The organism is Mesorhizobium sp. B2-6-1 (assembly GCF_006440475.1).
Taxonomy (GTDB): Bacteria; Pseudomonadota; Alphaproteobacteria; order Rhizobiales; family Rhizobiaceae; genus Mesorhizobium.
The window spans coordinates 521,329-542,274 of the sequence record NZ_VFUH01000001.1 but is presented as its reverse complement, the minus strand read 5'-3'; the positions used below and the strand labels follow the sequence as shown (position 1 = coordinate 542,274).

Sequence of the window (20,946 nt, the reverse complement as noted above, 5' to 3'; positions counted from 1 at the left end):
TGTTTCAGGTAAGCGTCAGGTCGGCCTTGTCGTCATCGGCGAGCAGCTTCACGTCGCCGCCGGCGAAGAGCACGTCGACCTCGTCTCCAATGGCAAAGGTGTCCGCCTCGAGCGTCGATCGCACGATGGCTTTCGAGCCGTCGGCGAGCTCCACCTCGTATTTGGAGCCGGAGCCGAGATAGATGGCCTCGCCGATACGCCCGGCGAGCCGGTTGCGGCCATCCCCGCCGCCGCCGCGACGCGCAAGCGCCAGCTTTTCGGGACGCAGCAGCATCACCGGCTTGCCGCCATTGGCGAGACGCTTGGCGGTCGCCACTCTCTGGCCTGATATCTCGATCGCCGTCTCCTTGCCGGAAGTGGCGGCGGGGCCGCGCAGCACGGTAGAATCGCCAATGAACTTGCCGACGAAAAGCGTCGCCGGCTCGTCGTAGAGTTCGCGGCCGGTGCCGATCTGCTCGATACCGCCGCGGTTGAACACGGCGATGCGGTCGGAGAGCACCAGCGCCTCCTCCTGGTCGTGCGTCACATAGACGAAGGTGGTGCCGAGTTCGCGGTGGATGCGCTTGATCTCGAGCTGCAGCCATTCGCGCAGTTTCTTGTCCAGCGCGCCGAGCGGCTCGTCCATCAGCAGCAGCGGCGGATCGAAGACGATGGCGCGGGCCAGCGCCACGCGCTGCTGCTGGCCGCCCGAAAGCTCGCTTGGAAAGCGATGGCCGAAATCGGCCATCTTGACCATGTCGAGCGCGTGGCGGACACGGCGTTCGCGTTCTGCCCCGGTGACGCCGCGCAGCTTCAGCGGATAGGCGACATTGCGGCCGACCGTCATGTGCGGGAACAGTGCATAATGCTGGAAGACCACGCCGATGTTGCGCTTGTGCGCCGGCACGCCGACCACGCTCTTTTCCCCGACCAGCAGCTTGCCGCTGGTCAGGTCGGTAAAGCCGGCGATCACGTTCAGCGTCGTCGTCTTGCCTGAGCCGCTCGGGCCCAACAGCGTCATGAATTCACCCGGCTCGATTCGCAGCGACACGCCGTCGAGCGCCTTGAAGGAACCATAGGCCTTGCTTACCGACTCCAGGTCGATCGCCGCACCGCGATTTTCCGCTTTCCGATTCATAAGCCTCCCTTCCGCTCACGGCCAAGAAGCAGCATGCCGCCGCCGATCAGCAGTGTCGTTGCGCATAAGAGGATCGTGCCGACGGCCGCGACCGTCGGGTCGGCGTCGCGCGTGATGGAAGCGAAGATCTGCACCGGCAACGTCTTGAGATAGGGATTGGTGATGAACAGCGACACGACGATCTCGTCGAAGGAGGTGGCGAAGGCGAACAGCAGGCCTGACAGTACCCCGGGGGCAATCAGCGGCAGCGTCACCGTGCGGAACGTGGTGAGCGAACCTGCGCCCAGGCTCGCCGCGGCTGTCTCCAGCCGCTTGTCGAACACTTCGAGATTGGCCGAAACGGCGATCAACACGAAAGGCAGCGCAAGGATGGTGTGGGCCAGAACGAAGCCGAGCAGTGTGCCGACAAGCCGCGTGTCGAGATAGACGGCGTAGATGCCGATGGCCAGGACCACGCCCGGCACCACCATCGGCGTCAGCATCAGCATGCGCAGGAGATTTGCCGGCCGCGCCTGCATGCGGTCGAGGCCGAAGGCGGCAAGGGTGCCGAGCACGGTTGCCAGAACCGCAACGATCGATGCGACCTTCAGCGAATTGAGGAAGCTGGTCGACCAATCCGGATTGGTGACGAAATTTTCGTACCATTGCCAGGAGAAGCCCTGGGGTGGAAATGCCAGCGATTTGTTCTCGTTGAATGACATCGGCACCACGACGAGCGTCGGTGCCACCAACCATATGGCTACCAGCAGGCAGACAAGGCCCAGCATGAGGCGGGTAAGCGGCTTCATCTCCATCAGGGCCGCCCCGCTTGCCGATGGCTGGACCGCATCACGGGCGCGGCAAGCGCCAGCAGCACGAAGGTCGTGACGAGCAGCACCACGCCCATGGCCCCGCCCCTGCCCCATTGCAGGAGGCTGAGCACCTGTGTCTGCACCAGCGTCGACAGCATCGTCGAGCGCGGTCCGCCGAGCAGGGCCGGCGTGATGTAGAAGCCGAGCGCCAGGATGAAGACGATGATCGCACCGGCATAGACGCCAGGCAGCGACAGCGGCAGATACACCGTGAGGAACGCGCGCGAGGGTCTCGCCCCGAGGCTCCGCGCGGCTTGCATCAGCCTGAGATCGATGCCTTTCATGACCGAATAGAGCGGCAGGATCATGAAAGGCAAAAGCACCTGCGCCATGCCGATGACCACGCCCGTCTGGGTGCGGATCAGCCTGATGCCGCCGAACCCGAGCGCCCGCAGGATCGAGTTGATGACCCCCGAATCCTGCAGCAGTATCACCCAGGACAAAGTGCGTACCACGCCGCTCACCCAAAACGGGATCAGCACACATAGCAGCAGCACCAAGCGCACGCGTGGTCGGACCGCGGTCATCAGATAGGCATAGGGATAGGCGCAAACCACGCAGACCAGCGTGACCCATGCTGAAATGAGGAAGGTCCGCCGGAGCACGGCTAGGTTGATGGGCGCGCCGAAGAACCAGATATAGTTCTGTAGGCCCCACTGCGGCTCCGACAGGCTGCGCACGACGATGGTGAGCAGCGGATAGCCAATCACCGCGAAGAGCAGGACCAGCGCCGGCAGCGCGAGCGCGAACGGCCGCCATGCCCGGCGCCTTTCGGCGGCCGGAATGGTTGGCTGGGACGCGCTCACGGCTTTTGGTCTCCCTCAGCCGGTCAGTTGCCGGACATCAGCGCGGACCACTTCTCCTGCGCCACCGCGAAGTTCGGGACCCAGAACTTGAAGTTCTGCTTGTAGCCCTGCTTCTGGCGTTCGGGCGTGTTGGTCAGGAAAGCGGAGACGGAAGCGTCGACCTTGGGCTGCGCTTCACTGTTGATCGGCGTGTAAGACGTTTGCTCCGTCAACACCTCCTGCGCGTGCTTGCCAAGATAGGCGTTGAGCAGCGCGTAGGATGCCTCGGTGTCCTTGGCGCCGACGGGGATCGTCATCTGATCCATCACCACCAGCCAGTCCTGCCAGGCCGGTGCGTATTTGGCGCCGTTCTTGACCGCGGTCATGGCGCGGCCTGTCCACATCATCAGCATGTCGGCCTCGCCGGATTCGGCGAGTTGCTGCGATTCTGCACCCGTCTTCCAGAAGATGGTATCGGGGCCGAGCTTGCGAACCACATCGATGGCCTTGTCGATATCGGCCACCGTCATCGCCTTGGGGTCCCCGCCGGCAACCTTGAACGCCTGTTCCAGCAAGCCACCGGTCGGGCTGCCGGAGCCGTCGATTCCGCGCACGCCGGGGAATTTCTGCGTGTCGAAGAAGTCGGCCCAGCTCTTGGGCGGATTGTCCTTGTACTTTTCGGTGTTGTACATCAGCACGACGCCGTAGTTCATCGCCGGCACCGAGCACTCGCCGACCTGGCCCTCGGGAATTTTCGAGACGTCGAGTTTGGTGAAGTCCAGCTTCTGGAACAGTTTGCCGCAATAGACATAGGGCGGCAGATCGTCGGTATCGACAACGTCCCATGTCACATTGCCGGACTCGACCTGCGCCTGCAGCTTGGCGATCTCGGTTGGGCCGTCATTGAGCAGCTTGACGCCCGACTTGTCGACGAACTCCTTGAGCGCCGCCGCCTGGCCATCCTGGTAGATGCCGCCATAGGACACGAAAGTCAGCGTCTTGCCCTTCAGCGAGCCTTCGGCCACCTCTCCGGCAACCGGCTTCGATTGCGCGAGCGCGGCCGTCGCCGCCAGAAGCACGCCCAGGCACGCCGCATGTGCAAATTTCACTCTCATGTTCAACTCTCCCATTCCAGAGCTCGCATTTGTTCTCATTCACCCGGATGCGAGCGGTTTCCGGGCCTGTACTGATCGAGTTCCAGCGCGCCTGCGGTCGGCGGCGCGATGATCCAGAGCACCTCCGCCGGTGTGTCGCCGACATTGACCGTGCGGTGCGGCACCGAAGTCGCGTATTCGACGCTGTCGCCTTCGCGCATCAGATGGCGCTCGTCGGCAAGCGTCAGTTCGACGGTTCCCTTGAGCACCATGAACATCTCATGCTCGCCGCCATGCACATAGGCGTCGTCGCCGGTCGAGCCGCCGACCTCGAAATGCCCCGCATAAACCTCGAACTGATGGATCGGCCGCCGCGACAAAAGCATCTTGCGGCCTCGCACGCCGACGGGAACGACAGGCCGTTCCTTGCGCCTCAGCACCTTGTGCAACGGACGGCTGCTGCCCTCGAACAGGTCGTTGATGCCGAGATCGAGAGCGGCGGCGATCCTGAGCAGCGTGCCTGTGTTGGCGCCGCACAGATTGCGCTCGAGCTGGCTGATGAAGCTCGCCGTCGTGCCGGTCATGTCGGCCAACCGGCGCAGCGAGACGCGCCTTGCCATGCGCAGCGCCTTGATGCGGGGACCGACGCCGCCGGCCTCAGGGGTGGCCGCGACCGTGCCATTCACCTCTTTCACCGTGGAGTCCGATACGCGTGGCATTGCCGCTCCCGTTTCACTTAACACCTTATTAAGTGGTGATGGCGTTGGCAAGCGCGGACGGCATGCCAAGATTTCGGCGCCCATCGATCCTGCCGGTCGCACCGGATCGGGCTGAAAACCGTCCATACGGCGGGAAATCCGCATTAGCGGCGATCCAGGCATGAAAAAACCGACGTCAGCTTGCTTCTGACGTCGGTCATTTAGGTTTTGGGATCGTCGCACCCGGTCTTTCCGAGGAAAAACCGAGGTTGGTTCGATCCGACGCAGACCCGTGGGCGGGGGGCTTGGGGTTTACGAGCCGGTGCCGGACCGAACCGTCTCAGGCAACGCCGGTAAATTCGTCGGACATTGGGGCATGAGCGCGGATAAAAAATGGCGAGAATGTGGCGGAGCATCACCAATTCCAACATGTCGTTTGCAAACGTGACTGGACGCGACGGAAATGGCGCGGGTCCGCACCGCTTCGCCGGCACTTGCAATTCGATGGCGAAAGCGCCAACTTTGGTTGGCAAAGATTCATTTTTGAAGGATCGAGGCATGACCGATCACGGCGGCGGGACGGAGGATGGCGACGCATCCGCGATACTGATCCCGCTCCACGAGGCACGCCGTGCGCGCCTCGACCAGCCGGTGCGCTTCGAGCGGCGCGAACTGGACCAGATCCTGAAACTCTACGGGCGCATGGTCGCCGCCAATGAATGGCGCGACTACGCTATCGATCATCTCACCGACAGGGCCGTGTTTTCAGTGTTCCGCCGGGCCAGCGAGGTGCCGCTGTTCCAGATCGTCAAGGACCCGAAACTGGCACGCAAACAAGGCGCCTTCGCCGTCATCGCCGCGGGCGGCCGTATCCTCAAGCGCGGGCAGGAGCTTGGCCGTGTGCTCGGCGTCTTCGACAGCAAGTTGAAGCTGGTCGAGGCCTGAAACAGCGGCGCAATTGCTTCGGTTGGCCTCAGTCTTGGGCTCATCTAAGCCATTACTTTCTTGACGGAATTTCCGCTCCGGCAATGATTCCGGATCGGGCGGGGCGGATGCCCCGCCGTTCAGCGCCAGTTGCATGAACACCGTGTCCAGCCAGCGGCCGTGCTTGTAGCCGGAGCCTTCGAGGCGGCCGGAATGACGAAAGCCGAGCTTTTCGTGCAGCTTGACGGAAGCGCTGTCGGGATGGCCATCGCCGATCACCGCGACGATCTGGCAAAAGCCCGCAGCCTCGGCGGCCGCGATCAGGCTTTGCATCAGTTTGAGGCCGACACCCTGGCCCTTGGCATCAGGCGCGACATAGACGGAGTCCTCGACGACAAAGCGATAGGCCGGGCGCGGCCGGAAGGGACCGGCATAGGCATAGCCGAGCACGGCGCCATCCTTTTCCGCCACAAGGTAAGGGAAGCCGCCGGCCTGGAGCGTGTCGAATCGCGTGCCCATTTCGGCGCGACCTGGCGGCTCCAGCTCGTAGCTCGCCGTGCCGCGGGTCACAGCGTCGGCATAGATTTGCGTAATGGTGTCGAGGTCGGCCGCGCGTGCGGCCCGTATAACGATAGTGCTCATTCTTTATGCAGGCCTCTTTGTCTGCCTGCAATAACAGCAAAGGTCGGCGCAAAAGAAAAGGGCGGCCGTTGGGCCGCCCCTTCCAAACCCGATGGTCCAGTCAGACCATGACGCGGACCAGCCCTCAGCGGCGGTCGCCCATGAACTGGAGCAGGAACATGAACAGGTTGATGAAGTCGAGATAGAGCGTCAGCGCGCCCATGATGGCCTTGCGGCCAGCGACGTCGGAGGCGTCGCCCTCGAAATACATCTCCTTGATCTTCTGCGTGTCGTAGGCGGTGAGGCCGGCGAAGACCAGCACGCCGATCGCCGAGACGGCGAAGGACAGCGCCGACGACTGCAGGAAGATGTTGATGACCATCGCGATGATGATGCCGAACACGCCCATGATCAGGAACGAGCCCATCGCCGTCAGGTCGCGCTTGGTCGTGTAGCCGAACAGCGACAGCGCGCCGAAGGCCGCGGCGGTGGCGAAGAAGGTCTGCGAGATGCTGGCGGTGGTGTAGACCAGGAAGATCGACGACAGCGACAGGCCGACCAGGCCCGCATAGACCCAGAACGTCGTCTGCGCCGCCGACACGCTCATCGACTGGACGCGGAACGACAGGAACAGAACGGCGGCCAGCGGGGCCAGCATCACCAGCCAGCGCAGCGGCGAGCCGAAGATCGCGTAGCCGAACGAGGTCAGCATCTCGCCGCTCGGCAGCGTCGCGACAGCCGAGGCCGGATCGGTGGTTGTGGCCAGCATGATCGTGCCGACGGCGGCAAGACCAGTGATGAGGAGACCAAGCCCCATCAAATTGTAGACCTTGATCATATAGGCGCGCAGGCCCTGATCGATGTCGACGGCGGCGCCGGGCACGGCGCGCGTCTGATAGTTGCGAATGGGTTCAGCCATTGTGGTCCTCTATTGCTTCTGCCCCGTCCGGTGTCGGGTCCACCCGGACCCAGGCGCCGCTGGCGGGACTCCAGCATGCCTGCGGCGAAATATGATGGTTATTCGCGTCAAGAACAAGACCGTAACCGGGTGTAATGCTTCGTGAGGCACGCATGGCGCGGTTTTCCAGCCCTTTGGCCGCGAAACATTACGTCGATTTAACCAAATGCCGGCCGTCGGCGGGGTGGAACCGATGCGGACTCAGAGGTTTCGCAGCACGGGCGCTGCCTTGTGGCCGAGCACCCGCCAGGTGCCGGCGAGACCGATGCCGACGGTGATGACCAGCGCAAAGAGAATGGTCGCCACCGCCACTTCCGGCATGAAATGCGACGGCAATGTCATGATGCGGGCGACGACGAACCATGCGGCGGCACTGCCGGCGGCGAGCGCGAAGACCGCCGTGGCGAGGCCGATCAGCATGTATTCGAGCGAGAAGGCCGATATCAGCGTCAGCCGCGTCGCACCGAGCGTCTTCAGCACCACCGCGTCATGGATGCGCGCCCGGTTGCCGGCGGCGAGTGCGCCGGCCAGCACAAGCACCGACGCGATCAGTGCCACGCCGGCCGCCGCCCTGATCGCCGCGCCGAGCTGTCCGACCAGACGGTTGACGATGTCGAGCGCGTCCTTGACGCGGACCGTAGTGACTGCCGGGAAGGCGCGGGTGACGGCATTGAGGATGCGGGCGTCATCAGCCGCGGTGGCGCTCTTTTCGGTCAGCGTCGCCACCCAGCCATGCGGCGCGCCGGCAAATGTGTTGGGCGAGAACACCATGACGAAGTTGATGCCCATCGTCTCCCATTCGACCTGGCGGAAATTGGCGATCCTGGCCGTGACATTGCGGCCGAGCACGTTGACGGTGACGGTATCGCCGAGCTTCAGCCCGATTTCCTTGCCTTCCTTGTCGGAAAACGAGACGAGCGGCTCGCCGGTATAATCGGCCGGCCACCAGTTCCCCTCGGTCAGCGTCGCGTTGTCCGGCTGCTTGGCCTCATAAGTCAGGCCGCGGTCGCCGCGCAGCACCCAGGCGCCCTCCGCCGGCACCTTGACCTTGTCGACGGCGACGCCGTTGAGCGCCATCACCCGGCCGCGCAGCATCGGCACCTTGGCCAGCGTCCCCTGCGGGGCCTCCTTGCTGATCAGACTGGAGAAGCCGTCGACATCGCTGCTCTGGATATCGACGAAGAAGAAGTTCGGCGCCCGCTCAGGCAGGCTGCCGGAGATCTGCCGCCGCAGATTGCCGTCGATCAGCGCCAGCGTCACCAGCAGCGTCAGGCCAAGCCCCAGCGACAGCACCACCGACGGCGTCAGCGCGCCTGGCCGATGGATGTTGCCGACGGCGAGCCTGAGCGCCACGAAGCGCACGCGCGGGCTCTTCCTTGCCGCCCATTGCACCAGCGCACCGACCAGGCGCAGCACCAGGAAGGCGAAGATGGTGGCCCCGACGAAGATCGAAGCGATGCGCTGGTCGCCCGAAAACAGGATGGCGAGCGCTGCAAGAAGCACTGCGATGCCGAGCGCCGAAACGACATAGATAGCGCGTGGAAAACCGCGGCCTTCCAGTCCCATCTCGCGGAACAGCGCGGTCGCCGGCACATCGCGGGCGCGACCGAGCGGCAGCAGCGCGAAGGCCAGCGTCACCAGCAATCCGAACAGCGCCGCCATGCCGAGCGCGCCGGGATAAAAGCCGCCTTGCGCCGGCACCGGAATGACGGACTGAAGCGCGGCGCTCGCGGCGAAGGGCATCAGCGCACCGAGCACCAGACCGGCGGCGATGCCGAGGGCCGCGATCATCAGGATCTGCACGAGGTAAACGGCAAAGACGAAGCCGCCCGATGCGCCCAGGCTCTTGAAGGTGGCGATGACGCCGCGCTTGCCGTCGAGATAGGCGCGCACCGCGTTGGCGACGCCGACGCCGCCGACCACCAGCGCCGTCAGCCCGACCAAAGTCAGGAATTGCGAAAAGCGTTCGATGTTGGAAGAGAGCGCCGGGGCCGCATTGCTGCGCGTGCGGATCGACCAGCCGGACTCCGGGAAATCCTTGGCAGCCTTGTCCTGGATGGCCTTGAGCCGCACCTCGTCGGCGTCGGGGGCCAGCCGGATCTTGTAGGAATTCTCGACGAGGCTGCCCGGCTGAACCAGCCCTGTCGCGACCAGGCCCTCGGTCGAGATCATCAGGCGCGGCGCGAAACCGAAACCTTCGGACACGGCATCGGGCTCGGTGACCAGCCTGGCGCGCAGTTCGAAGGTGGCGGTTCCGAGCTTCAGCCGATCGCCGAGCTTCACATGCAGCCGCTCGAACAGCAAGTCGGGCGCGGCCGCGCCGAAAACACCGAACTGCTCGCCGAACAGTTCCTGCTTCGTCAGCGCCGGCTCGGTTTCCAGCGCACCGTAAAGCGGATAGGCCTCGTCGACGGCCTTGGCCTCGACCAGCGCCTGATCGGAGCCGTCGGCAAGCCGCGCCATCGAGCGCATGCTGGCGGTTCTCGACACCGTGCCCAGCCCATCGAGGAAGCCGCGTTCGGCTTCGCTTGCGTCGCGCTGGTTAAGCTGGAAGCGCAGATCGCCGCCAAGCAGCGGCTGGCCCTGGTTGGCAACGCCGCCACTGATCGAGCGGGCCACGGAATTCACGCCGCCGATCGCCGCGACGCCGAGCGCGATGCAGGCAAGAAAAATCAGAAAACCGGACAGGCCGCCGCGCATCTCGCGCAAGGAGAAGCGGACGGCGAGCTTCAACGTCCGCGCCGGTGACATCAGGCGATGGCCTTGGTCGGCGCCGGTGCCTCGATCCTGCCGGAGCGCATGGAGACCTGGCGCGAACAGCGCGCCGCGAGCGCCTGATCATGCGTGACCAGCACCAGCGTCATGCCGCGCTCGGCCGCCTTGGCGAACAAAAGGTCGGCGACCTGCTTGCCGGTCGCCTGGTCGAGATTGCCGGTCGGCTCGTCGGCGATGAGGATGCGCGGCGACGGCGCCAGCGCCCGGGCCATCGCGACGCGCTGCTGCTCGCCGCCCGAAAGTTCGCCGGGATAGTGCGTGACGCGGTCGCTCAAACCCACGGCCGCCAGCTCGCGTTCCGCCACCGAGAACGGATCGGCATGGCCGGCCAGCTCCAGCGGCACGGCGACATTTTCGAGCGCCGTCATATTGGGGATGAGATGGAAGGACTGGAACACGATGCCGATGTTTCGCCCCCGAAACGATGCGATCTGATCCTCGCTCTTGCCGTTGAGCAGCTCGCCGGCGATTCGTACCGTGCCCGAATCGACCCTTTCCAGACCGGCGAGAACCATGAGCAGCGTCGACTTGCCCGACCCCGACGGCCCGACGATGCCGGTCGCCTCGCCGCGCGCCACATCGAGGCTGACGCCCTTCAGCACATGGACGGACGAGGCGCCTTCGCCCAATGTCAGCGATACGTCTTTCAGCTCGATGACGGCTTCTGTCAAAATGAAAGCGTCCTATATGGAGATGAGGGCTTCGCCTGCCGGGCCGTCGCCGGAAGAATTCTCTGTCATATGGGACCTGCCGCATGTCTTTCCAACGCAGAATTGCCGCAGGCCTGATCGTTTTCCTCGCCATTTGCGGCGCCATTTCGTCGGCACGCGCCGAGCCTTTCAAGATCGTCGGTTTCGGCGACAGCCTGATGGCCGGCTTCGGCCTCGGACCCGACGAAGGTTTTACCGACAGGCTGCAGGCGGCGCTGCGCGCCAGGGGCAGGGATGTGACCGTCGCCAATGCCGGCGTTTCCGGCGACACCTCCAGCGGCGGGCTGGCGCGGCTCGACTGGTCGGTGCCGGACGGCACACAGCTTGTCGTCCTCGAACTCGGCGCCAACGACATGCTGCGCGGCGTTTCCCCCGACATCACCCGCAAGAACCTGGATACGATGCTGGCCAAGCTGAAACAGCGCAAGATCGCCGTTCTGCTGGCCGGCATGCGCGCAGCGCCCAATCTCGGCGCCGATTATCAGAACGCCTTCGACGCCATCTTTCCGGAACTGGCCGCAAAATACGGCGTTACCTTGTACCCGTTCTTTCTCGACGGCGTAGCCGGCCGGTCCGCCCTGCAGCTTGAGGATGGCTTGCATCCGAACGCCAAGGGGGTCGCCCAGATGGTCGAGCGCATCCTGCCTGCGGTCGAGAAGGCCATCGCGGCGGTGCCGGGAGGATCGTGAGACGGGATAGGCCCTTTCCGTTGGGGAAATCTTTTTGACGAGACCTGTGACCAACAAACCTCTTGCCCCGTTTGATTATCGATGATTCGCTGGGGGCACAGTTCGATTCGAGGAAGGGAGGCTCTTCATGCCGCGTCTTTTCACCGCCCTCGAAATTCCGCGTGACGCCGCCCTTTCGCTGTCCCTGCTCAGGGGCGGCCTGCCCGGGGCCCGCTGGATCGACGTCGAGAACTATCATCTGACGCTGCGCTTCGTCGGCGATGTCGAAGGCCATGTCGCCGACGAGATCGCCAACGCGCTCGACCGCGTCCACCGCCCCTCCTTCCCGCTGACGCTGTCGGGCGTCGGCGCTTTCGGCCAGAAGAAACCGCATGCCGTATGGGCCGGGGTCTCTGCCTCGCCGGATCTCTCGGCGCTTCAGGCTGAAATCGAGCGCATCTGCCAGCGGCTCGGCATTCCGGCCGATCCGCGCAAGTTCATGCCGCATGTCACACTGGCCCGCCTGCGCAATTCGAGCCCGCTGGACGTCGCCCAATATCTTTCGGCGCGCGGCAATTTTTCGACATTGCCGTTCCGCATCAGCCGGTTCGTCTTGATGTCGTCGCGCGATTCGGTCGGCGGCGGCCCCTACATCGTCGAGGAAGCCTGGCCGCTGTCGGGCGCCGATACGCGCGCGGCAAGCCGCGTCGCCAGCGCCTCCGACGCTTCGCGGATCATGCGGTAGACCTCGGCGAAGGCTTCCTCGCCGTCGTGATAGGGATCCGGCACGTCGCGCGCCTTTCCCTGCGCAAATTCCAGGAACAGGTGGATGCGGTCGCGCACGCCGGCGGGCGCCAGCGTCTTCAGGTCGGCGACGTTCGACCTGTCCATGCCGAAGATCAGGTCGAAACGCGAGAAATCCTCGGGCGCGATCTTGCGTGCCCGCAGTTCCGATATGTCGATGCCGTGGCGCAACGCGATGGCGATCGAACGCCGATCAGGGGCGGAGCCCGCCTCCCAGTCGCTGGTTGCGGCCGAATCGAGCACTATGTCCCGGCCCAGTCCACGTTCCGTCAGCACGGAACGAAGCACGCCTTCCGCCAGCGGCGAGCGGCAGATGTTGCCCAGGCAGACGAACAGAATGGATTTTATGGGCTTCGTGCTCATCGATCCGGCGCTATGGTGAAAGTCATCTTCGAAATAGCACAGGAACCGGACATGACGAGAGAGAAACTTGGCAAGGAAGCCATCGTCGCGGCGCTGACAGACCTCGAAGGCTGGTCGCTGGCTGCGGATGGCGCTTCCATCAAACGGACGTTCACCTTCAGGAATTTCTCCGAAGCCTTCGCCTTCATGACCCGCGTCGCGCTTGCGGCCGAGAAGATGGACCATCATCCCGACTGGTCGAATGTCTACAAAACCGTCGACGTGACGCTGAACACGCACGATGCCGGCGGAGTCACGGCGCTTGACATCGAGTTGGCGAAGAAAATGGACCGCTTTGTTGGCTAGGGTAATTCATAGGTGCGGCAACCCCGGCTTCGTCAGCCACGGGCGGAGCGGGAGCGAAGCGGACGCGCAGACCCGAGGATCCATGCCGCGACGTTGACCAAGGGGTGCAGTCGAGCAGAATTCAGCACCGCTGCGTCGCTCTTGAGTCGCGGCATGGATTCTAGGGTCTGCGCCGTGTCGCTTCGCTCCTTGCTTCGCCCTAGAATGACGACGGGAGGTGCGTTTGCCGCCGAACTCCAAGGGAGGACGACTGCCAGTGGAGTGTCCGCTAGGCCGACATCACCTGATCCGCAGGACAGCACGGTAAAGATTGATCCGATTTTCAGGCCAGCGATCTCCCAAGCTCTTGCAGCAAGCGTCGGGTTTCACCACATTTTGCCCCGCGGCCATGCGCAGGCAAGCGCATGAGCCCGCAAGGAGAAATTGATGGCGCAAAAATCCGGTTTTGATTTCTTCGGCTTTGGCGACAGGCTGGGCGGTGAGGGCGAGGTGCGCGAGAAATTCTGGCGCACGGCCAAGAAGGCCGCGCGGCAGATCCCGTTCATGGAAGATGTCGTCGCGGCCTATTACTGCGCCATGGACAAGAACACGCCGCTGCGCGCAAAAGGCATCCTGGTGGCGGCACTCGGTTATTTCGTCCTGCCGGTGGATATGGTCCCCGACTTCATCCTCGGCCTCGGCTTCACCGACGATATCGCCGTGCTCACCGCCGCGATCACCGCCGTCAGCGCCCATATCACGCCGGCGCACCGGCAGGCCGCCAAGGACGCCATATCGGACAAGGGCTGAGCCCTGGAACCGGCCTTCGCGCGCGCTGGACACCAGCGTTCAGGGGGCTTGTGGAAAAGTCAAACTCTTGCCGCTTTCATGCCCTCCAAGTCGCCGAAGGGACATCGCGCCAGCCGCTTGAAAGGCGGCGGCGCGAAGACGGCGGCGGTTTCCTGGGGTGAGCGTCCTTTTCTCAGAGGTAATTCACCGTTTGGTAACCCAGATTAAATCAAAATGAAGCGACGGCAGGACGCCACGCGGCCCGCCTCCGCACCATTTGGAATACGGGAAAAACGATGCGCGGATTGATTGCTACAGTTTCGAGCCTGGTCCTGGTGGCCTTCGCAGCGCCGGCGATGGCGCAGCAGGCGACCAAGATCGGCCAGCACAATGCCTGGGGCACCTACAGCTACCAGGCATCGGGCGGCAAGGTCTGCTATGTCCTCACCGTGCCGACCGACAAGCAGCCGCCGACGCTCGACCATGGCGACATGTTCTTCTTCGTCAGCCAGCGGCCCGGCCAGCAGGTATCCTACGAGCCGCAATTCATCGCCGGCTACACTTTCCAGGAAAACTCCAAGGCCACCGTCACAATCGACAAGAAGACGTTTTCGATGTTCACGCGCGGCAAGTCGGCCTGGGTCGAGAACGCCGCCGAGGAGCCGGTGCTGATCGCCGCCATGAAATCCGGCACCGACATGAAGGTGCAGGCCAAGTCCGGCCGCGGCAACACCACCTCCTACGTCTTCTCGCTGAAAGGCATCTCGGCGGCGCTGTCGTCGATCGCCAACTGCAAATAGTCGAAATTTCGCTTTGAACAGAGAGGCCGGACCGCTGGGTCCGGCCTTTGTTTTTCACGCCGGACCTGGTTCCGGCGCCGCCTCCGCCGCCCTGCGCCGGCGGATCGCTTCCGCGATGAAGACGCGCGACAGCGCATGATAGAGCGGCTCGCGCGAGATCATGCGCGCCGTGCCGTAGCCCAGCATCGAGGCCAGCATCAGCGCGATGACATTGTCGTGATTGCCGGTCATCTCCAGGATGATGACGAAGGCCGTCATCGGCGCCTGCACGACGCCGGCGAAATAACCGGCCATGCCGAGCAACGCGGCCGCACCCGTGCTGGCGCCGAAGACGAGGCCGAGCGAGCTGCCGATGCCGGCGCCGACCGAAAGCGAAGGCGCAAAGATGCCGCCCGGAATGCCCGAGACCATCGACAGCAGCCCGGCAAGGAACTTCTCCGCGAAGAAGAACCAGGGCAGCGGCGTCCCTTCAACGGCGCCCCGCGCCTGCGCGTAGCCGGTGCCGAAGGTCAAGCCGCCCGAGGCGATGCCGATCGCCGCGACGCCGAGCCCGCAGATGGCGGCGACCAGCAGGACGCGCCGCAAGGGCTGCCCCGTGTTCCAGCGCCGGATCCGGCGCGTCGCCTTCAGCGCCAGGAGCGAGAACAGCGCGCCGAAGCCGCCGCCGATAACGCCGCAGGCAATGACAAGCGGCCACTCGGCGGCAAACGAGATCGTCTCCTTCGAGACGCCGAAATAGGTGTAGTTGCCAAGCAGGCCGAGCGAGGCGATGCCGGCCAGGATCACCGCCGTCAGCACCAGTCCGTTGGTCCGCGCTTCGTAGGTGCGGCCCATTTCCTCGATGGCGAAGACGATGCCGGCCAGCGGCGTGTTGAAGGCGGCCGCGATGCCGGCGGCCGAGCCGGCCAGGATCAGGCCGCGCGCCTGCGCCATGCCGCCCCAGCGTGCCGCCTGCAGCATCAACGACGCGCCGACCTGCACGGTCGGTCCCTCACGGCCGATCGAAGCGCCGCAGAACAGGCCGACCAGGGTGAGCGCGATCTTGCCCGCGACCAGCTTCAGCGACAGGATGTGGCCACGGTCGTCGTCGTCGCGCAGATGCCGCGCCGCGATCGCCTGCGGAATACCGCTGCCTTGCGAGCCCGGGAAGAAGGCTTGCGCCAGCCAGGCACACAGCACGAAGCCGACCGGCGTGATCGCCAGCGGCAGATAGAAACGCCAGCCGCCGTCATCGCCGGTCATGGCATGGAACAGCGCCTGCGCCTTGTCGGCGAGCACCGCGAACAGCACGCTGATCACGCCGATGCAGATCGCGCCGGCCCAGAACACCAGCCGCGGCTGCCACACCCGGCGAGAGCCCCACATCGCGCGCGAACGCCGCAGCAAGGGGTATTTTCGCACTGTACCGGCCATGTCTGTCCTCTCGACGGAGCCCCAGCCCTAACACAGGCATGGCCTCGATCAAGCGTTCGCATCAAACGTGAAATGGAAGACGGACGTGGAGCAAAAGTCCATGGCTGCGGTTTGGCACCATGAACAAGGAACCATGAGTTATGCCGGTTCGGCGCAATGATCGTCATTTCCGCATTGATCTTGAGACACCCTCAACACCGACAGGTGGATATCTCGACCTGCGTGTGCTGAGTGGTCTGCGGGAACAAGGCTCGGATGGGCTCCCGCCGACCTTCGAGCCGGCGGGAATATCGATCGACGGCAGGCTTCACATGGCCATTTTTTCGCATTCCGCCTGAGCCTTCTTGGTCGACGTGTCGATCATGAAGGCTTTGCCCTTGGCGTCGGTCATCATCATCATGCAGTGCTTGATCGGCTTTGCCATCTTCATCATCTCGGCACTCATTTTCGGGTCCGGCGTCATGGTGCCCATATGCCCGTCCGGCATGATTGCCGTGACTTGCCCTGCCTTCATCATGGTCATTGTGCCCATCGCGTCTTCGGCAAATGCCTGCGAGGCGCAAAGGCCGACGAAGCTGGCAATGACGGTGAGCTTGATAGAGTTCATCGTGCATACTCCCATTTGTCAGGGCATGGTTGCCCCATTCAGGGTTCGAACGCGCGGTGAGAACCGTTACTTCAACACGATCAAGTGATCCGTTTTCGGGCGAAAAGCACGGACCGCAGGTCTGACCGGCCGGCGCATCTGTCAATCGGTCGGCGCACGGATCGCCTCGCCATCGCATGACTCCGCCGCCAAGCTGTGCTATGGGCCGCCCTTCATATCAGGCCGATGGATGAAATCGGCCGCAAACCGCTTATATCAGTGCAACCATGACCCTTTCATTCGACCTGACCGCCGAAGGCGCCCGTGACGCGTTGCGTGCCCGCGCGACACAGCCGGAAAAGCCGTCGCTGATCGGCCTGACGCGCGCCGAACTGGGCGAGGCGCTCGTCGCGTCCGGCATCGTGCCGGAGCGCCAGGCAAAAATGCGTGCACAGCAGCTCTGGCACTGGATGTATGTGCGCGGCGTCTCCGATTTCGCCGGCATGTTCAACATCTCCAAGGATCTTCGCGCCGAACTCGACAAGCATTTCACCGTGGCGCGGCCCGAGATCGTCGAAGAGCAGATCTCCGCCGACGGCACGCGCAAATGGCTGTTCCGCTTCCCGCCGCGCGGCGCCGGCCGCCCGGTCGAGATCGAGACTGTCTACATCCCCGAGGAAGGCCGCGGCACGCTCTGCATCTCCTCGCAGGTCGGCTGCACGCTGACCTGCTCCTTCTGCCACACGGGCACGCAGAAGCTGGTGCGTAACCTGACTGCCGAGGAAATCCTCGCCCAGTTGCTCACCGCGCGCGACCGGCTCGGCGATTTCCCCGACCGCGACACGCCCGACGGCGCCATCGTGCCGGCCGAGGGCCGCAAAGTGTCCAACATCGTCATGATGGGTATGGGCGAGCCGCTCTACAATTTCGAGGCGGTCAAGAAGGCGCTGCTGATTGCTTCCGACGGCGACGGCCTTTCGCTGTCGAAGCGCCGCATCACGCTGTCGACCTCAGGCGTGGTGCCGGAGATTTTCCGCACCGGCGAGGAGATCGGCGTCATGCTCGCCATCTCGCTGCACGCCACCAATGACGATCTGCGCGACCTTCTGGTGCCGATCAACAAGAAATATCCGCTCAAGGAGCTGATCGCCGCCTGCCGCGCCTATCCCGGCCTGTCGAACGCCAGGCGCATCACCTTCGAATATGTGATGCTGAAGGACGTCAACGATTCCCTCGACGACGCCAAGGCGCTGGTCAAGCTGCTCAGGGGCATTCCGGCCAAGATCAACCTGATCCCGTTCAACCCCTGGCCCGGCACCAACTACCAGTGCTCGGACTGGGAGACGATCGAGAAATTCGCCGACTACATAAATAACGCCGGCTATGCCTCGCCGATCCGCACGCCGCGCGGCCGCGACATCCTCGCCGCCTGCGGCCAGCTCAAATCGGAATCGGAGCGCATGCGCAAAGTCGACCGGCTGGCGCTGGAAGCCATGATGATCGCGGGGCACGGCGAGGCGTGAGGCGTCTCGTCGCCGGGCTCAAGCGCTTCGTCTTCATAGCAGTCGGCTATATCGCCGCCGTGCTGACCTCGATCCTGGTGCCTGTGCTGCTGATCGCTCTTCTGGAAGGGCTCGAATATGGCAACTGGTCCATCGTTTTCGCATTCGACTGGCTGGTTTCCTTCCCGCTCGCGGTAGCGACGGTGGCGGTCTGCGCGCTGTTGATCGTCGGCCCCGCGATCTTCATGGCCGAACGCTTGTCGCTTCGGGGCTGGTTCTACTTCGCGGCCACGGGCGCGATCACGTCCATCGCATTCGGGGTTCTTGTCCCGGGCTCGGCCGGAGGGTTTGTTTTCAACCCGGGCTTTCTCGGGTTCCTGGCCACCGCCGGCATTGCCGCCGGTTCGGTCTACTGGTTTCTGGCCGGGCGCAAGTCCGGCCATCCCTTACGCCGGGATTCGCAATGACCCGTCTCGTCGCCTATATCGTGCGCCTTGCCGTCATCCTGTTCGGCTATGCCGTCGCCGCGCTGGCGGCCAGCGCGTTCCTCAATGTCCTGTTCCTGGCCTCCCTCGGCTACACGCCGGCGCATGCGGAGCCGGCGGCGACCGCCTCGCTCTATTTCTCGATCCCCTTCGTCGCGCTGTTTGCCGCCTATTTCGCCTTCATGCCGGCCGCCCTCGTGATTCTGATCGCCGAGATTCTCGGCCGGCGCGATTGGCTGTTCTATGCGCTGGCCGGTGCGATCGTCGCCGCCGTCTTCCTCGGCTTCGCCGACCAGATGGGCGACACGCCATTCGCCGTCACCGAGCCGCGCGCCATGGCCGCCGTCATCGGCGGCGGCATGGTCGGGGGCATCTTCTATTGGCTCAGCGCCGGGCGCTGGGCCGGAACCTGGTGGAAAGCCGAACCCTGACCTCGAACCGAGCGCCCACGTAAGCAGGGAGCTTTGCTGACCTCCGGTTCGGAAGAGATCAGCAGCGAACAGCAAAATCCTACTTCGCCTGGGCAGTCAGGATTTTGAGCGCGAACGCGGAAAACACGCCGGCGAAGAGATAGTCGACCACCCGCGTCACGCGCGGGCTGGCCTTCATCGCCGCCGAGAATTTCTCCGCCGCCAGCACCATCGGGGTCGTCACCGGGGTCGAGAGCACCACGAACATGGCGCCGAGGAAGAACAGCTTTCCCGGCGCGTGCGGATCATGCGCGGAGACGAATTGCGGCAGGAAGGTCATGAAGAACAGGATGATCTTCGGGTTGAGCAGGTTGACGCCCAGCCCCACCATCCAGCTCCGGAACAGCGAGATTTGCGGGCCCGTCTTCTTCTCCGGCGAGAAGGCCGAACCCTTGGTGATCGCCTGCCAAGCCAGGAAGACGAGATAGCCGGCGCCGAAGATCTTCAGCACGAAGAAGGCCATCGGCGAGGCGACGATCAGCGCCGAGACGCCGACCACCACCAGCGTGGTGTGGATCAGCGTGCCGCACAGCGCCCCCGCCATCGAGGCGAAGCCTGCGGCGCGGCCCTGGCTCAGCGTGCGCGAGACGAACAGCGTCATGTCCGGCCCCGGCGTGATCGCCAGGATGACCGTGGCGATGGCGAACTGGATCAGCGTTGCGGTGTCGGGAATGAAGGACATGGTAGGCCCGTTGACTTTCGATACGCAGCTATAATGAACGGGGCCTGCCGTTGCCAGCGGCTGTGCGACGGAAAGGATGATCCAGCTGTCCCGTATGCCTGTTTCTCCGCGCCTTGCCCCGTTCATCCCTTGCGGTGACCGGAAACGGCGTGATACCTCGCCGGCCGAGAACTCTTGTCGCGGAAACAGCAAATGTCGAAAACAAAAGACGTCAAGAAGGTCGTGCTCGCCTATTCCGGCGGCCTCGACACATCAATCATCCTGAAATGGCTGCAGACCGAGCTCGGCGCCGAGGTCGTCACCTTCACCGCCGACCTCGGCCAGGGCGGCGAATTGGAGCCGGCGCGCCGCAAGGCCGAGATGATGGGCATCAAGGACATCCGCATCGTCGACGTGCGCGAGGAATTCGTTGCCGACTTCGTCTTCCCGATGTTCCGCGCCAACGCCGTCTACGAAGGGACCTATCTGCTCGGCACCTCGATCGCCCGGCCGCTGATCTCGAAACACCTCGTCGAGATCGCAAAGGAGACCGGCGCCGACGCGATCGCCCACGGCGCCACCGGCAAGGGCAATGACCAGGTGCGCTTCGAGCTTTCGGCCTATGCGCTCAATCCCGATATCAAGGTCATCGCGCCCTGGCGCGACTGGTCGTTCAAGTCGCGCACCGACCTCATCAACTTCGCCGAGCAGCACCAGATTCCGGTGCCGAAGGACAAGAAGGGTGACGCGCCGTTCTCGGTCGACGCCAATCTCCTGCATTCCTCTTCCGAGGGCAAGGTGCTTGAGGACCCGTGGAGCGAGCCGCCGGAATTCGTCCATCAGCGCACCGTCTCGCCCATGGACGCGCCGGACAAGGTCACCGAGATCGAGATCGAGTTCCTGAAGGGCGATCCGGTCGCGCTCGACGGCAAGAAGCTGTCGCCGGCAACCATGCTCGCCGCCCTCAACGATCTCGGCCGCGACAACGGCATCGGCCGGCTCGACCTCGTCGAGAACCGCTTCGTCGGCATGAAGTCGCGCGGCGTCTACGAGACCCCCGGCGGCACCATCCTTATCGCTGCCCACCGAGCCATCGAATCGATCACGCTCGACAGGGGAGCTGCCCACCTCAAGGACGAGTTCATGCCGCGCTACGCCGAACTCATCTACAACGGCTTCTGGTTCGCGCCCGAGCGGCTGATGCTGCAGACGATGATCGACAAGAGCCAGGAGGATGTCGAAGGTACGGTGCGTCTGAAGCTCTACAAGGGCAATGTCATCGTTACCGGCCGCAAGTCGAAGAAGACGCTCTATTCCGACGCGCTGGTGACCTTCGAGGACGACCGCGGCGCCTACGACCAGAAGGACGCCGCCGGCTTCATCCGCCTCAATGCGCTGAGGCTGCGCACGCTCGCCGCACGCAACCGCCGGGACTGACCACTCTGCCAGTCAGCGAACAGGAACCCCGGCAACGCGGCCGGGCTTTCTGCTGAAAAGCAATTCCAGGAAAAGTGTGTACGGTTTTCCCGGGAAAAGCGCGTAGCGCTT

The 20,946-nt window shown here is 64.1% G+C and carries 22 protein-coding genes and 1 pseudogene; 10 read left to right on the top strand and 13 right to left on the bottom strand.

The window, feature by feature from the left end:
- Nucleotides 1-4: 4 nt before the first annotated feature.
- The 5 genes from FJ443_RS02800 to FJ443_RS02780 are packed head-to-tail and all read right to left on the bottom strand — an operon-like array spanning nucleotide 5 to nucleotide 4,566.
- Nucleotides 5-1,117: an ABC transporter ATP-binding protein gene (locus FJ443_RS02800; protein WP_140662687.1), complete on the bottom strand. Its 1,113-nt coding sequence runs from the start codon at nucleotides 1,115-1,117 to the stop codon at nucleotides 5-7.
- Nucleotides 1,114-1,911 carry an ABC transporter permease gene (locus tag FJ443_RS02795; protein ID WP_140559228.1) on the bottom strand — a complete coding sequence of 266 codons (798 nt, stop codon included), beginning with the start codon at nucleotides 1,909-1,911 and terminating at the stop codon, nucleotides 1,114-1,116. The genes FJ443_RS02800 and FJ443_RS02795 overlap by 4 nt, the downstream gene beginning before the upstream one ends.
- Nucleotides 1,911-2,774: an ABC transporter permease gene (locus tag FJ443_RS02790; RefSeq protein WP_140514018.1), complete on the bottom strand. Its 864-nt coding sequence runs from the start codon at nucleotides 2,772-2,774 to the stop codon at nucleotides 1,911-1,913. The genes FJ443_RS02795 and FJ443_RS02790 overlap by 1 nt, the downstream gene beginning before the upstream one ends.
- Before the next feature lie 23 nt (nucleotides 2,775-2,797).
- Entirely contained in the window at nucleotides 2,798-3,868 is a 1,071-nt protein-coding gene (locus tag FJ443_RS02785) for an extracellular solute-binding protein (protein WP_181165196.1), read from the bottom strand.
- A gap of 35 nt (nucleotides 3,869-3,903) precedes the next feature.
- Nucleotides 3,904-4,566, bottom strand: coding sequence for an XRE family transcriptional regulator (locus tag FJ443_RS02780; protein ID WP_140662685.1), 663 nt, complete (start codon nucleotides 4,564-4,566; stop codon nucleotides 3,904-3,906).
- A gap of 537 nt (nucleotides 4,567-5,103) precedes the next feature.
- On the opposite strand from FJ443_RS02780, the gene FJ443_RS02775 reads away from it, so the two are divergent.
- A complete protein-coding gene (locus FJ443_RS02775) occupies nucleotides 5,104-5,490 on the top strand; it encodes a DUF2794 domain-containing protein (protein ID WP_140514020.1) in 387 nt (128 codons plus the stop codon).
- Nucleotides 5,491-5,550: 60 nt separating this feature from the next.
- Here FJ443_RS02775 and FJ443_RS02770 read toward each other — a convergent pair.
- The 4 genes and pseudogenes from FJ443_RS02770 to FJ443_RS02755 all read right to left on the bottom strand — a co-directional run.
- Nucleotides 5,551-6,111 (bottom strand): annotated as a pseudogene (locus FJ443_RS02770) (N-acetyltransferase family protein); the annotation flags it as partial.
- Nucleotides 6,112-6,235: 124 nt separating this feature from the next.
- Nucleotides 6,236-7,009 carry a Bax inhibitor-1/YccA family protein gene (locus tag FJ443_RS02765; protein WP_140492223.1) on the bottom strand — a complete coding sequence of 258 codons (774 nt, stop codon included), beginning with the start codon at nucleotides 7,007-7,009 and terminating at the stop codon, nucleotides 6,236-6,238.
- 240 nt (nucleotides 7,010-7,249) lie between these two features.
- The gene (locus FJ443_RS02760) at nucleotides 7,250-9,799 is read right to left on the bottom strand and encodes an ABC transporter permease (protein WP_140662682.1); all 2,550 of its coding nucleotides are present in this window, start codon (nucleotides 9,797-9,799) and stop codon (nucleotides 7,250-7,252) included.
- Complete coding sequence (locus FJ443_RS02755; RefSeq protein ID WP_140655007.1) at nucleotides 9,799-10,494, bottom strand: ABC transporter ATP-binding protein; 696 nt, start codon at nucleotides 10,492-10,494, stop codon at nucleotides 9,799-9,801. The genes FJ443_RS02760 and FJ443_RS02755 overlap by 1 nt, the downstream gene beginning before the upstream one ends.
- Before the next feature lie 83 nt (nucleotides 10,495-10,577).
- On the opposite strand from FJ443_RS02755, the gene FJ443_RS02750 reads away from it, so the two are divergent.
- Together FJ443_RS02750 and thpR are read left to right on the top strand one after the other, a co-directional pair.
- Nucleotides 10,578-11,222, top strand: a complete 645-nt coding sequence (locus tag FJ443_RS02750; RefSeq protein WP_140662678.1) for an arylesterase — start codon at nucleotides 10,578-10,580, stop codon at nucleotides 11,220-11,222.
- 127 nt (nucleotides 11,223-11,349) lie between these two features.
- On the top strand, nucleotides 11,350-11,946 hold the full coding sequence (gene thpR, locus FJ443_RS02745; RefSeq protein ID WP_140492210.1) for an RNA 2',3'-cyclic phosphodiesterase: 597 nt from the start codon (nucleotides 11,350-11,352) through the stop codon (nucleotides 11,944-11,946).
- Here the strand turns inward: thpR and FJ443_RS02740 are convergent.
- On the bottom strand, nucleotides 11,850-12,368 hold the full coding sequence (locus FJ443_RS02740) for a low molecular weight protein-tyrosine-phosphatase (RefSeq protein WP_140662676.1): 519 nt from the start codon (nucleotides 12,366-12,368) through the stop codon (nucleotides 11,850-11,852). The genes thpR and FJ443_RS02740 overlap by 97 nt on opposite strands.
- 51 nt (nucleotides 12,369-12,419) lie before the next feature.
- Between FJ443_RS02740 and FJ443_RS02735 the strand changes: the two genes are divergently transcribed.
- The 3 genes from FJ443_RS02735 to FJ443_RS02725 all read left to right on the top strand — a co-directional run bounded on the left by FJ443_RS02735 (nucleotide 12,420) and on the right by FJ443_RS02725 (nucleotide 14,281).
- Entirely contained in the window at nucleotides 12,420-12,713 is a 294-nt protein-coding gene (locus tag FJ443_RS02735; protein WP_140625370.1) for a 4a-hydroxytetrahydrobiopterin dehydratase, read from the top strand.
- Nucleotides 12,714-13,139: 426 nt separating this feature from the next.
- The gene (locus FJ443_RS02730; protein ID WP_140492202.1) at nucleotides 13,140-13,502 is read left to right on the top strand and encodes a YkvA family protein; all 363 of its coding nucleotides are present in this window, start codon (nucleotides 13,140-13,142) and stop codon (nucleotides 13,500-13,502) included.
- 275 nt (nucleotides 13,503-13,777) lie between these two features.
- Nucleotides 13,778-14,281 (top strand): invasion associated locus B family protein, encoded by a 504-nt coding sequence (locus FJ443_RS02725; protein WP_140492199.1) that lies wholly within the window; start codon nucleotides 13,778-13,780, stop codon nucleotides 14,279-14,281.
- 54 nt (nucleotides 14,282-14,335) lie between these two features.
- Here FJ443_RS02725 and FJ443_RS02720 read toward each other — a convergent pair whose 3' ends face one another.
- Together FJ443_RS02720 and FJ443_RS02715 are read right to left on the bottom strand one after the other, a co-directional pair.
- On the bottom strand, nucleotides 14,336-15,694 hold the full coding sequence (locus FJ443_RS02720) for a chloride channel protein (RefSeq protein ID WP_140662673.1): 1,359 nt from the start codon (nucleotides 15,692-15,694) through the stop codon (nucleotides 14,336-14,338).
- 307 nt (nucleotides 15,695-16,001) lie between these two features.
- On the bottom strand, nucleotides 16,002-16,301 hold the full coding sequence (locus FJ443_RS02715; RefSeq protein ID WP_140662671.1) for a hypothetical protein: 300 nt from the start codon (nucleotides 16,299-16,301) through the stop codon (nucleotides 16,002-16,004).
- A gap of 266 nt (nucleotides 16,302-16,567) precedes the next feature.
- On the opposite strand from FJ443_RS02715, the gene rlmN reads away from it, so the two are divergent.
- From rlmN to FJ443_RS02700, 3 genes are read left to right on the top strand one after another with little or no spacing between them, the layout of a single operon-like run.
- Entirely contained in the window at nucleotides 16,568-17,803 is a 1,236-nt protein-coding gene (rlmN, locus tag FJ443_RS02710; protein WP_140559217.1) for a 23S rRNA (adenine(2503)-C(2))-methyltransferase RlmN, read from the top strand.
- Nucleotides 17,800-18,249, top strand: a complete 450-nt coding sequence (locus FJ443_RS02705) for a hypothetical protein (protein WP_140580216.1) — start codon at nucleotides 17,800-17,802, stop codon at nucleotides 18,247-18,249. Before rlmN ends, FJ443_RS02705 begins: the two co-directional genes overlap by 4 nt.
- On the top strand, nucleotides 18,246-18,698 hold the full coding sequence (locus FJ443_RS02700) for a hypothetical protein (protein WP_140628273.1): 453 nt from the start codon (nucleotides 18,246-18,248) through the stop codon (nucleotides 18,696-18,698). The genes FJ443_RS02705 and FJ443_RS02700 overlap by 4 nt, the downstream gene beginning before the upstream one ends.
- Before the next feature lie 79 nt (nucleotides 18,699-18,777).
- On the opposite strand, the gene FJ443_RS02695 is transcribed toward FJ443_RS02700, so the two are convergent.
- On the bottom strand, nucleotides 18,778-19,419 hold the full coding sequence (locus FJ443_RS02695; RefSeq protein WP_140492181.1) for a LysE family translocator: 642 nt from the start codon (nucleotides 19,417-19,419) through the stop codon (nucleotides 18,778-18,780).
- Nucleotides 19,420-19,611: 192 nt separating this feature from the next.
- Between FJ443_RS02695 and FJ443_RS02690 the strand changes: the two genes are divergently transcribed.
- Nucleotides 19,612-20,835, top strand: a complete 1,224-nt coding sequence (locus FJ443_RS02690) for an argininosuccinate synthase (protein WP_140492178.1) — start codon at nucleotides 19,612-19,614, stop codon at nucleotides 20,833-20,835.
- Nucleotides 20,836-20,946: the final 111 nt, after the last annotated feature.